This is a genomic window from Kitasatospora sp. NPDC127116 (genome assembly GCF_042677365.1).
Classification (GTDB): Bacteria; Actinomycetota; Actinomycetes; order Streptomycetales; family Streptomycetaceae; genus Kitasatospora; species Kitasatospora lactacystinica.
The window spans coordinates 1-11,283 of the sequence record NZ_JBHXTL010000133.1; the positions used below are offsets into that span (position 1 = coordinate 1).

At 73.8% G+C, this 11,283-nt stretch carries 8 protein-coding genes and 1 pseudogene; 3 read left to right on the forward strand and 6 right to left on the reverse strand.

The features are described 5' to 3' along the window. Positions 1 to 490: 490 nt before the first annotated feature. Positions 491 to 2,020 carry an AI-2E family transporter gene (locus tag ACFVHV_RS35865; RefSeq protein WP_380357072.1) on the forward strand — a complete coding sequence of 510 codons (1,530 nt, stop codon included), beginning with the start codon at positions 491 to 493 and terminating at the stop codon, positions 2,018 to 2,020. Positions 2,021 to 2,114: 94 nt separating this feature from the next. Here the strand turns inward: ACFVHV_RS35865 and ACFVHV_RS35870 are convergent, their stop codons facing one another. Both ACFVHV_RS35870 and ACFVHV_RS35875 read right to left on the reverse strand, forming a co-directional pair. Then, positions 2,115 to 2,657: an alkyl hydroperoxide reductase gene (locus tag ACFVHV_RS35870; RefSeq protein ID WP_380357075.1), complete on the reverse strand. Its 543-nt coding sequence runs from the start codon at positions 2,655 to 2,657 to the stop codon at positions 2,115 to 2,117. A 3-nt stretch (positions 2,658 to 2,660) separates the two neighbouring features. Continuing rightward, complete coding sequence (locus ACFVHV_RS35875) at positions 2,661 to 3,212, reverse strand: peroxiredoxin (protein WP_359899505.1); 552 nt, start codon at positions 3,210 to 3,212, stop codon at positions 2,661 to 2,663. Between the two features lie 190 nt (positions 3,213 to 3,402). On the opposite strand from ACFVHV_RS35875, the gene ACFVHV_RS35880 reads away from it, so the two are divergent. Continuing rightward, positions 3,403 to 4,353, forward strand: a complete 951-nt coding sequence (locus ACFVHV_RS35880) for a LysR substrate-binding domain-containing protein (RefSeq protein WP_359899507.1) — start codon at positions 3,403 to 3,405, stop codon at positions 4,351 to 4,353. Here ACFVHV_RS35880 and ACFVHV_RS35885 read toward each other — a convergent pair whose 3' ends face one another. After that, entirely contained in the window at positions 4,354 to 5,010 is a 657-nt protein-coding gene (locus ACFVHV_RS35885; RefSeq protein ID WP_359899509.1) for a TetR/AcrR family transcriptional regulator, read from the reverse strand. It abuts the gene before it with no gap. 124 nt (positions 5,011 to 5,134) lie between these two features. Between ACFVHV_RS35885 and ACFVHV_RS35890 the strand changes: the two genes are divergently transcribed. Further along, a complete protein-coding gene (locus ACFVHV_RS35890) occupies positions 5,135 to 7,354 on the forward strand; it encodes an MMPL family transporter (RefSeq protein WP_380357079.1) in 2,220 nt (739 codons plus the stop codon). Between the two features lie 168 nt (positions 7,355 to 7,522). On the opposite strand, the gene ACFVHV_RS35895 is transcribed toward ACFVHV_RS35890, so the two are convergent. The 3 genes and pseudogenes from ACFVHV_RS35895 to ACFVHV_RS35905 form a co-directional block, all read right to left on the reverse strand. Further along, positions 7,523 to 9,394: an ATP-binding SpoIIE family protein phosphatase gene (locus ACFVHV_RS35895; protein WP_359899512.1), complete on the reverse strand. Its 1,872-nt coding sequence runs from the start codon at positions 9,392 to 9,394 to the stop codon at positions 7,523 to 7,525. An 83-nt stretch (positions 9,395 to 9,477) separates the two neighbouring features. Next, the gene (locus ACFVHV_RS35900; RefSeq protein WP_359899589.1) at positions 9,478 to 10,149 is read right to left on the reverse strand and encodes a class I SAM-dependent methyltransferase; all 672 of its coding nucleotides are present in this window, start codon (positions 10,147 to 10,149) and stop codon (positions 9,478 to 9,480) included. 574 nt (positions 10,150 to 10,723) lie between these two features. After that, positions 10,724 to 11,283 (reverse strand): annotated as a pseudogene (locus tag ACFVHV_RS35905) (hypothetical protein); the annotation flags it as partial.

An 11,283-nucleotide genomic window follows, 5' to 3' on the forward strand; every position in this document is an offset into this window, starting at 1 on the left:
ACGCCCCCGCCCCCGGGCCGTCCCCCCCCCCGGGGCGCGCGGCGGGGGGCCGCGGCGTTCTCGGGCACGGCTGTCGCGCGGGCGTTGGCCCGAGGGGCGTGAGCCGGGGGGCGGACCGCGCCGCCCGGGCTGCGCTGACCAGTGCGCCCTCGGGCGGTGCGGTCCCGGTTGCGGACGCGGGGCGCGGGAAGGGGTCCTGGTTGCTTCCCGCACCGGCCGGTCCGCCGGCAGTTGGCCGCGGGGCGACCTCGGTGGCCGGGCTCCGGGGTCTCGTCCCGACTCCTCCCCAGCCGACCGCATCCGAAACCGGATGGAACCTTGCGTTTTGTCCGGTTCGTCGGCATGGGAGGTTCGAGTCGAACGGGCCCGCGGCCGGACTGGCCGCGCCCTCGCCGGGTAGCGTCATCCCTGACGGCCGCGGCGGGACCCGCGGCGTACCGCCGGGCACGGCGGGTTCGGCGGGTTCGGCAGTGGAGCGGTGGTAGCGAGGATGGCGCGGGGCGGAAAGGCCTTCAAGGCCGTGGCCAAGGGCATGGCCGTGGTGGCGAGCGCGGCCGCCGTGATCGAACGGCGCCGGCGGGCCGCGATGGCGGCCGACCCGCACGAGCCGGCCCTCCCGGGGCCGGCCGCCGGGAACGTTCCGGCGCTCGTGGACGGGCACGTCCCGGCACTCGTCGAGGCGCCCGGACCGGTCCCGGTCCCGCGGGCCGACCCGGCCCCGGCGGCCGAGGCGGTCCCGCCGTCCGCCGCGGCGGCCCCGGTCGCCGCGCCCGCGCCGGTCGCGCACGCCGGGTTCGGGCGGGAGTACCACCCCGGCCGCCCGGCCACCCCCGCCGAGGCGGTGCCGTGGGGGCTGCGGGTGGCCGCGGAGTCGACCTGGCGGCTGCTGCTGCTCGGAGCCGCGCTCTACGTCGTCTTCTACGTGGTCGACATGCTGCGGCTGGTCGCCTTCTCGGTGCTGGCCTCGCTGCTGATCACCGCGCTGCTGGAGCCCTCGGTCTCCTGGCTGCGCCGGCGCGGGGTGCCGCGCTCGCTGGCGGCGGGCGGGGTGTTCCTCAGCGGTCTCGCCGGGATCGGACTGGTCGGCTGGTTCGTGGTCTGGCAGGTGTCGACCAACCTCTCGGACGTCACCACCCAGGTGAAGACCGGCGTCAACCAGATGCGGGACTGGCTGGTCACCGGGCCGCTGCACCTGACCCAGCAGCAGATCACCGACTTCGCCAACCAGATCACCAAGGCCATCACCACCAACACCGATCAGCTCACCTCGGCCTCGATCACCGGCGCGCAGATCGCCGTCGAGGTGCTGACCGCACTGCTGATGACCTTCTTCACCACCTTCTTCTTCCTCTACGACGGGGCGAAGATCTGGAACTGGGCGCTGCGCGGGCTGCCGCGGCACTCCCGCTTCGCGATGGCCGGGGCCGGCCCGAAGGCGTGGGCGACGCTCACCGCCTATGTGCGCGGCACGGTCTGCGTGGCCTTCATCGACGCGCTCTGCATCGGCATCGGCGTCGATCTGCTGGGCGTGCCGCTGGCCCTGCCGCTGGCCGTGATCATCTTCCTGGGCGCCTTCGTCCCGCTGGTCGGCGCACTGGTCACCGGCACCGTCGCGGTGCTGATCGCGCTGGTCACCCAGGGGCCGTGGACGGCGCTGATGGTGCTGGTGGTGCTGGTGGTGGTGATGCAGGTGGAGAGTCACATCCTCCAGCCGCTGATCCTCGGCCGGGCCGTAAGGGTCCACCCGCTCGGCGTGGTGCTCGGCGTCGCGGCCGGCGGCATCATCGGGGGCATCGGCGGCGCGGTGGTCGCCGTCCCGCTGATCGCCGTCACCAACACCGTGGTCACCCACCTGCGCCGGCGCAACGAGGCCGGCCAGGCCGTCTTCACCGCGCTCGAAGCCGCCCGCGAGGCCGCCGAACGGACGGCCGGACAGGCCGCCGGGCGCAGCGCCGAGCGCACCGGCGAGCGTGCAGCGGCCACCGGTTCCGCCCCGCCGGCCGCACCCGCCACCGACTGAACCTCCGCCGTGCCGGACTGCCGGTGGTGGGGAGAACGACGACGGGCCCTCCCGGACATGGTGTCCGGGAGGGCCCGTCGGGGTGCCGGGTGCGTCAGGCGGTGACGGCGGCGAGGGCGGCCTCGGAGTCGAGGACGCCGGCCACGGCCTGGAGGACGGCGGCGATCTTCATCGAGGCCTGGACGACCTCGCGCTCGACGCCGGCCTTGCGCAGCACGGCCTCGTGCGAGTCGAGGCACTGGCCGCAGCCGTTGATGGCGGAGACCGCGAAGCACCAGAGCTCGAAGTCGACCTTCTCGACGCCCGGGGTGCCGATGATGTTCATCCGCAGACCGGCCCGCATCGTGCTGTACTCCTTGTCGGAGAGCAGGTGCAGCGTCCGGTAGTAGACGTTGTTCATCCCCATGATCGCGGCCGCGCCCTTGGCGGCGTTGTACGCCTCCGGGGACAGGTTGGCCTTGGCCTCGGGCTCCAGCTCGCGCAGCAGGCCGGGGCTGCGGGTGACCATCGCGCAGGACAGCACGGTGCCCCAGAGCTGCTGGGCGGGGAGGTCGGAGTTGCCGATGACCGAGCCCAGGTTGAGCTTGAGGTCCTTGGCGTAGTCCGGGAGGGCGGCCTTCAGGTCGTCGAGAGCCATGGGTCAGCCCGCCAGCAGGGCCTGGGCGTCGAGGGTGTCCTCGCCCTTGTTCCAGTTGCACGGGCACAGCTCGTCGGTCTGCAGGGCGTCCAGCACCCGCAGGACCTCCTTGGGGTTACGGCCGACGGAGCCGGCGGTGACCATGACGAACTGGATCTCGTTGTTCGGGTCGACGATGAAGACGGCGCGCTGGGCGGTGCCGTCCTCGCCCTCGACGCCGCAGGCGCGCATCAGGTCGTGCTTGATGTCGGCCAGCATCGGGAAGGGCAGGTCGCGCAGGTCCTTGTGGTCCTTGCGCCAGGCGTGGTGCACGAACTCGGAGTCGCCGGAGACGCCGAGGACCTGGGCGTCGCGGTCGGCGAACTCGTCGTTCAGCTTGCCGAACGCGGCGATCTCGGTCGGGCAGACGAAGGTGAAGTCCATCGGCCAGAAGAAGACGATCTTCCACTTGCCCTCGTAGGACTTGTGGTTGATATCGGCGAAGGCGCTCGCGGCGTCCAGGTCGACACAGGCCTTGAGGTCGAACTCGGGGAACTTGTCACCGATCGTGAGCACGTTCGCTTCTCCTGAAGTGAGATGAGGGGAGCTTGTCCGGAATCCGGACACCACTCACAGTTCCACATCGTGGACTGATCAGGGAAATAGCTACACTGGATGTGTCTGATCGGAGATTGTTATCAGTACTGAATCCCCCACGTCGCGGCCGGTTCCCCGCCGCAACGGCGGCCCCAAGGGCGACCCGACTGTGTCGAGCGCCACAGCCCGCAGCCCGCGCACCCCGACCGTCGCCCAGTTGCGCGCCTTCGTCGCGGTGGCCGAGCACCGGCACTTCCGGGAGGCCGCCGCCGCCACCGGGACCAGCCAGCCCGCGCTGTCCGGGGCGGTCGCGGCGCTGGAGGAGTCGCTGGGCGCACAGCTGGTCGAGCGTACGACGCGCAAGGTGATCGTCACCCCACTGGGGGAGCGTGTGCACCAGCACGCGCGCCGGGTGCTCGCCTCGCTGCAGGCCCTCACCGAGGAGGTCGAGGCCGCCCGCCGTCCGTTCACCGGGCCGCTGCACCTGGGCGTCATCCCGACCGTCGCGCCCTACCTGCTGCCCACCGTGCTGCGGCTGGTCCGCGACGGCTTCCCGGACCTGGAGCTGCACGTCCACGAGGAGCGCACCCCCTCGCTGCTGGAGGGCCTGGCCGCCGGGCGGCTGGACGTCCTGCTGCTCGCGCTGCCGGCCGGCGGGGCCTCGCCGACCAAGGACATCCCGCTGTTCGACGAGGACTTCGTCCTGCTCACCCCGCCCGGCCACCCGCTCGCCGGGCGGATCGACGTCCCGCGCGACGTGCTGCTCGACCTGGAGGTGCTGCTGCTGGAGGAGGGCCACTGCCTGCGCGACCAGGCGCTGGACATCTGCCGCGAGGTCGGCGCCGACCCGGCGGGCTCGACCACCCGCGCGGCCGGCCTGTCCACCCTGGTCCAGCTGGTCGCCGGCGGCCTCGGGGTGACCCTGCTGCCCGCCACCGCGCTGGACGTCGAGGCCGGGCGCACCGACCGGCTGGCCGCCGTCCGCTTCGCCGCACCGCAGCCCGGCCGCAGGATCGGGCTGGCCGTCCGGCCGGGCTCGGCCCGCAACGCCGAGTACGAGCGCTTCGCGGCCGCGCTGCGCGAGGTGCTCGTCGAACTGCCGGTCCGGATCGTTTCCTAGCTAGCGCGCAGCGCGCAGGGCGTCCGGCCGGCGGAGTTCCGCCGCCGGGGTGCCCAGGCAGAGTCCGACCGTCGTCGCGACGAGGAGCTCCAGTGCCTCCAGGGTGTCCTGGTCGGGCCGGTCGCCGGGCCGGCGCAGGGTGAGGTGGCGGGCCGTCAGGCCGTCGAAGCCGCCGAGGAAGTGGACGGCGATCCGGCGGGCGGGCAGCGCCAGGCTCAGGCCGTGGGCGGCCGCGAGGGCGTCGAGCATCTCGGTGGCGGTGCCCTCGATGTCGTGCTGGAGCCCGAGCATGATCTCCTGCATGTCCGGGTCGCGCATGGCCAGCGCCCCGAACTCGCTCAGCAGCACGCAGCGTCCGTGCTCGCCGGTGGCGGCCTCCCAGAGCGCGAGCACCAGGGTGCGGACCTGCTCGCCGAACGCGCCGTCGCCGGGGGAGGCGGCGCGCACCTCGCCGACGAAGTCGGACTTCAGCTGCTGGACGACCGCCCGGTAGAGGTCCTTCTTGGTGCCGAAGGTGTAGTGCACCGTCGCCTGCGCCACGCCCAGCTCGGCCGCGATCGCGCGGGTGCTGCCAGCGGCGATTCCCTCCCTGGTCATCAGGTCGATCGCGGCCTGGACCAGTTGCGGTCGGCGTTCGGAGGCGGGGACGTGGGCCATCCAGTCAGGGTAGCGCCACGGGCGGGCAACTGTGTCGTGCGATCTTGTCGGTCAACTTTGTCACCCGACAAAGTTCGGTCTACGGTGGGACGCGACCTGCCCTGACCGACCCGAGGGACCGCCGATGGCCACGTACCTGTACCGACTGGGCCGATACTGCTTCCGGCGGCGACGGGCCGTCGCCGCCGTCTGGATCGCCCTGCTCCTCGCCATCGGCGGGGCCGCGGGCGCCTTCGCCGGCAAGACCACCGACGAGTTCAAGGTCCCGGGCACCGAGGCGCAGGCCACCCTGGACCGGATCAAGGACACCTTCCCGGCGCAGGGCCACGGCTCCGCGCAGGTCGTCTTCGCCGCCGGCGCGCCCGGCGGCATCGGGACGCCCGAGGCGAGCAGGGCGGTCGGCGAGGCCGTCGCCCGGATCGCCCAGGTGCCGGGCGTGGCCGCGGTGCCGGACCCGTACGCCACCGGCGCGCTCTCGCCGGACGGGAAGGTCGCGCTCGCGCTGGTCTCCTTCGACCACAAGCTCGCCGATGTCACCGACCGGCAGCGCGACGCCGTGAAGGCCGCCGCCGAACCGGCCCGCGCGGCCGGGCTGGACGTGGCCTTCGGCGGCGACGCGTACAACACGATGGCCCGGATCGAGGGCGGCAGCGAGGCGATCGGTCTGGTGGTGGCCGGGCTGGTGCTGGTGGTCACCCTCGGCACGCTGGTCGCCGCCGGGCTGCCGCTGCTGACCGCGCTGGTCGGCGTCGGCGTGACGATGGCCGGCCTGCTGACGCTCACCGGCTCCTTCGAGATCATCACCACCGCGCCGGTGCTGGCCCTGATGGTCGGCCTCGCGGTCGGCATCGACTACGCGCTGTTCATCCTCTTCCGGTACCGCCGCCACCTGGACGAGGGCCTGGAGCCGGAGGAGGCCGCCGCCCGGGCCACCGCGACCGCCGGCAGCGCCGTCGTCTTCGCCGGTCTGACCGTGGTCGTCGCGCTCGCCGGACTCGCCGTCGCGGGCGTGCCCTTCCTCACCGTGATGGGTCTGGCCGCCTCCGGGGCCGTCGTGGTGGCCGTCCTGGTCGCGATCACGCTGCTGCCCGCCGTGCTGGGCTTCACCGGCCGGGCCATCGACCGGCTGCCGATCTGGAAGCGGGCCCTGACCGCCAACAACCGCACCACCATGGGCGAGCGCTGGGGCCGCTTCGTGGTCCGCCGCCCGCTGCCCGTCCTGCTGGTCGCCCTGGCCGGGCTGGGCGCCCTGGCGGTGCCCGCCGCGAGCCTGAACCTCGGTCTGCCGAGCGGCGGTTCGCAGGCCGCCGGGACGGACGCGCGCAAGGCGTACGACCTGGTCGGCGAGAGCTTCGGGCCGGGTTTCAACGCTCCGCTGGTGGTCGTGGTGGACGCCCACGGCGCGCCGCAGCCCGAGCAGGCGGTGCGGGAGGTGGCCGCGAAGCTCCAGACCCTCAAGGGCGTCGGGACGCTGCTGCCGCCGACCGTCGACCAGGAGAGCCGCACCGCGCTGGTGACCGTCATCCCGCAGACCGGTCCGGACCACGCGGACACCGAGGCGCTGGTCAACGAGATCCGCGACCGGAAGGCGGAGCTGAAGGCGGAGACCGGCGCGGACATCGCCGTCACCGGCACCACGGCCGCCAACATCGACGTCTCCACCAAGCTCGGCCAGGCGCTGCCGCCCTTCCTCGCGGTGATCGTCGGGATCGCGGTGGTGCTGCTGGCGCTGGCGTTCCGCTCGGTGCTCGTCCCGCTCAAGGCGGTGGCCGGTTTCCTGCTCAGCGTCACCGCCTCGCTCGGCGCGGTGGTCGCGGTCTACCAGTGGGGCTGGCTGGACGGGCTGATCGACGTGCCCAAGGTCGGGCCGGTGGTGAGCTTCGTGCCGATCCTGCTGATCGGCGTGCTGTTCGGGCTGGCGATGGACTACGAGCTGTTCCTGGTCTCCGGGATGAAGGAGCAGCACGTCCACGGCGCGGCGCCGCGCGAGGCCGTGGTGGCCGGGGTGCGGAACGGGGCCCGGGTGGTCACGGCGGCCGCGCTGATCATGGTGGCGGTGTTCGGCTCGTTCGTCTTCGGCCACGATCCGGTCGTCCAGCCGATCGGATTCGCCCTCGCGGTGGGCGTGCTGGTGGACGCCTTCGTGGTGCGGATGGCGCTGGTGCCGGCCGCGATGGCGCTGTTCGGCAAGGCCGCCTGGTGGTTCCCGAAGCGGCTGGAGAAGGTCGTGCCGCGGGTGGACATGGAGGGCGAGCAGCTGATGGCCCGGCTCGCGCGACGGCCGGCCGAGGACGGGACGCGGGAGCCGGCCGAGCAGCCGGCCGTGGAGCCGACCCGGATCTGACGGCCCCGGCCCCAGGAGCCCCGGCCCCAGAAGACTAGGCCCCAGAAGGCCCGGCCCGAGGAGCCCCGGCCCGGGGGCAGTGGTCGGACGACCCGTACGGGGCGCCCGGTGGGATCCGTTCCCGCCGGGCGCTCCCGCGTTCGCGCCCCCGCGTTGGAGGGGGCGCGGTCACATCCCCGCGGGCAGCCGCTGTTCGAACCAGACCACCTTGCCGGTGCCCAGCCTGGTCGCACCCCAGCGGTCCGCGCACCGGGCCACTATCTGCAGCCCGCGCCCGCGTTCGTCCTCCGGCCCGGTGCGGCGCGGGCGCGGCAGCAGCGGGCTGTCGTCGCCGACCTCGCAGCGCAGCCGGGCGGTGCGCACCAGGCTCAGGGTGACCGGCCGGGTCGCGTGCTGGACGGCGTTGGTGACCAGCTCGCTGACCATCAGCTCGGTCGCCTCGCTCAGCTCGTCCAGCCCCCAGCGGCGCAGCGTGTGCGCGGCCAGTCGGCGGGCCCGGCCCGGAGTCTCGTTGCGCGGCTGGAGGTACCAGTGCGCGACGTCCCCGGCCGGGATGCCGTCGAAGCAGGCGCCGAGCAGGGCGATGTCGTCGCCGCGGTCGCCGGGCGGCAGGATCCGCAGCGCCTCCTGGCACAGCTGCTCGGGGGACTGCCAGCGGGCGGCGGCGATCCGGGCGCGCAGCATCTCCAGGCCGTCGCTGATCGGGCGGGTGCGGGTCTCCACCAGGCCGTCGGTGAACAGCAGCAGGGCCGAGCCGGGCGGTGCGGGCAGTTCGACGGAGTTGAAGTCCACCCCGCCGACGCCGATCGGTGCCCCGGAGTCCAGTTCGACCAGTTCGGCGATGCCGTCCGGGCGGACCAGCACCGGTGGGACGTGTCCGGCGTTGGCCATCACCACCCGGTTGGCGATCGGGTCGTACACCGCGTAGACGCAGGTGGCCAGGTGCTGTTCCCGGCCGAGCCGCTGGGCCTGTTCGTCCAGGTGGTAGAGCACCTCGTGCGGCGGCAGGTCGAGGGCGGCCAGGGTCTGGGCGCTGGTGCGCAGCTGGCCCATGATGGCGGCCGAGGTGAGCGAGTGGCCCATCACGTCGCCGACGATCAGGGCGACCCGGTTGCCGGGCAGCGGGACGGCGTCGTACCAGTCCCCGCCGACCTGTGCGCCGCGCTCGCCGGGCAGGTAGCGCTGGGCGATCCGGACGCCGTGCGACTGCGGCAGGCGCAGCGGCAGCATGCTGCGCTGGAGTTCGTTGGCGATCTCCCACTCGCGGGCGTAGCGCAGTGCGGTGTCCACGGCCAGCCCGGCCTGGGTGGCGAGGTGCGCCGCGGTCGCGGTGTCCGCGGCGTCGAAGACCGGGCGGCCGGTGCGTTCGGGAGGGCGGCGGATCAGTATCAGCAGCCCGAGCACGGCCTTGCGCCCGCGCAGCGGCAGGGCGAGGACGGAGGTGCCGGCGGCCAGCCGGGCCACCCCGCGGGTGCCGTACAGCTCGCGCAGCAGCGTCTCGGCGCGTTCGGCGGCGGGGGTGCCGAGGACGGCGGCCTCGGCGGGGCGGCGGCTCAGCAGGGCGTGGGCGAGCGCCCCGCCGCGGGTCACCGGGGTGGCCGGGCCGCCGTCGGCGGTCGAGCGGGCGCCGTAGCGGGAGCGGCGCCGGTCGTCCAGACCGCTCGGGCGGCCGCGGCGGCCGATCCGGGTGCCGGTGCTGTGGTGTATCCGCAGCTCCTCCGGGAAGCCGGGTTCGCGTTCGACGTTGGGCAGCGGGTCGCGCAGGTGGACGACGGCGGCGTCGGCGAGCGTCGGGACCAGCACCCGGCCGATGTTGCGCAGCGTCGCGGCGAGGTCGAGGGCGCTGTTGATCCGCCGGGTCGCCGAGTCGAGGTACGCCAGGCGGTCCGCCATCTCGGTGCGTTCCGGCCGTGCGCCCGCCCGTCGTACCGGGGCGGCCGGCAGGGCCGTCGCCGGGGCCGGTGCCGCGGCCGGGACCTGGCGGCGCTGGCCCGGGACGGCGGGCGGCTGCTCCGCCTCGGTCTTGAGCTGGTCGCGCACGGCTGCCTGTCCTGGATTCGGTGTGGTCGGTGAGCTGTTCTGTTGCACCGGCCGCGGGTGCGGCCGGCCCTGTCCCGGTTCGATCAGCCGACGCGTCGACAGCGCAGGAACAGCTGTTCCTCCGGCGGCAGCGAGGTACTGGCCGGTGCGTACGGATGCCCCGAGCACTCCTCGACGGCGAAGCCGGCCGAGACCAGAACCCGCTCCAGATCCTCCCTCAGATACCCACTGATCCGCAGCTCTCTGCCAAGGAACGGAAGCGGAACGTGATCCAGGTCCGCCTCGACCATACCGAGCGCCAGCAGTCCGCCCGGCCGCAGGAGTTCGCGCAGCTGCCGCAGCACGGTCGGGATCTCGTCCTGCGGCAGCAGGATCAGCGAGAAGAACGCGGTGACGGCGGCGAAGCGGCCCCGGCCGTCCGGCCCCAGTTCGGGGGCGTTCCAGACCCGGTCCGCACGCTCGGTGGCCAGATCGTACAGGTCGATCCGATGGAACACCGGCGCGAAAACGCCTGGGAAGGCGGTCCGCCGGGCCAGCGTGAGCATGCCGTCGGAGAGGTCCGCGCCGGTCACCCGCAGACCGTCGGCGACCAGCTGGCGGACGGTCGGTTCGCCGGTGCCGCAGCCGACGTCCAGCACCCGGGCGCCGGGTTCGAGCTCGGCGAGCAGCCGCCGGCCGCAGGCCAGCTGTCCGTCCTTGGCGGGGAACGCCTCGCCGTACTCCGTGCCGATGGTGTCGAAGGCGACCGCCTGCAGTGCCCGGGCCGCCCGCCGCCGCCGTACCTCGGGTTCGTCGTCGCCGGCGTCCTCGTCGACGGGGAACGGGTCCGATATCTGTCCGGTCGTCACGTTGCGAGGCACCCTTCCACCCGTGGCCTCCGGTGGCTCCTCCGCGGCCCCGCGGGCCGCTGCCGGTGGCGGTACGTCACGCTCTGCGCACCACGCGGACGGACGGCACCCCGATGCGTTTCCGAGCAGACACTCGTGTGCGTACTGGCATCTGAGAATATGCGTGATCACTGTGCCGTGGGGTCCCTTTCCGGCCAACTCGCCGCGCTTGGGTGGTTGTGGCCGGGGTTGCGGAAGCACGGGGGTGCGGGCGGGGTTGTGCGCGTGGCCGCGCACGCCGGACAGCGCGCCAGGGGAACGTCGATGACCTGCGGTTTTGCCGATCCGCAGGCTGACTATCGGACGTTTATCGAACGTCAATCGGTCCGGTGCACAGTGGAGTCCAGCGCCGGGGAAGCGTTGAGGGCGCTCCCGCAGCCGGGGGGCTGCGGGGGCGCCGACGCGCGGAACGGGGGAGGTTCTCCGCGGGGGAGCGGAAGCCTTACGGCGCGGGGGGAGAGAGGGGCTCGGTGTGCTGCTGGGAGATGAGGTCCGCCACGGGGGAGGCCTCAGGCACACCGAGCCGCGTGAAGATCGCATGGGCCTCCTGGAGGCAGGCGAGTCCGCGAGCCGGCTGGGCGAGCGCCAACAGGGCCTCGCCCAGTGCGGCGTTCGCCAGGCCCTGGCAGTAGGCGGAGCCCAGCTCCTGGCCGATCGCCAGCGACTCGCCGGCCGCCGAGGCCGCCTCGGCGGGCTGCTCGGCGACCAGCAGGGCCGAGGCGAGCCTGGCCAGGGTGTAGCCCTCCCACAGGGGGTTCTGCTGCGACTGGTAGAGCCGGTGCGCCTCCCGCAGGTGCGGAACGGCGTCGCCGCCGGAGAGCACCACGCCCAGCTGGTAGAGGGTCTGGGCGAGCAGCGGGCCGTTCTTGGACTCCCGGGCGGCGGCGACACCGTCACCGGCGGACCGGACCGCCGTCTCGGTCATCCCGAGCCGGTGCTGGGCCCGGGCCATGTTGCTGACGATGCGGGCCTCGGCGGTCGGCGCGCCCACCGCCAGAATTG

Bases quoted from the DNA above. Each gene is read 5' to 3' on its own strand.
- ACFVHV_RS35865 (WP_380357072.1), top strand. From the start codon at position 491: ATGGCGCGGGGCGGAAAGGCCTTCAAGGCCGTGGCCAAGGGCATGGCC.
- ACFVHV_RS35870 (WP_380357075.1), bottom strand. From the start codon at position 2,657: ATGGCTCTCGACGACCTGAAGGCCGCCCTCCCGGACTACGCCAAGGAC.
- ACFVHV_RS35885 (WP_359899509.1), bottom strand. From the start codon at position 5,010: ATGGCCCACGTCCCCGCCTCCGAACGCCGACCGCAACTGGTCCAGGCC.
- ACFVHV_RS35890 (WP_380357079.1), top strand. From the start codon at position 5,135: ATGGCCACGTACCTGTACCGACTGGGCCGATACTGCTTCCGGCGGCGA.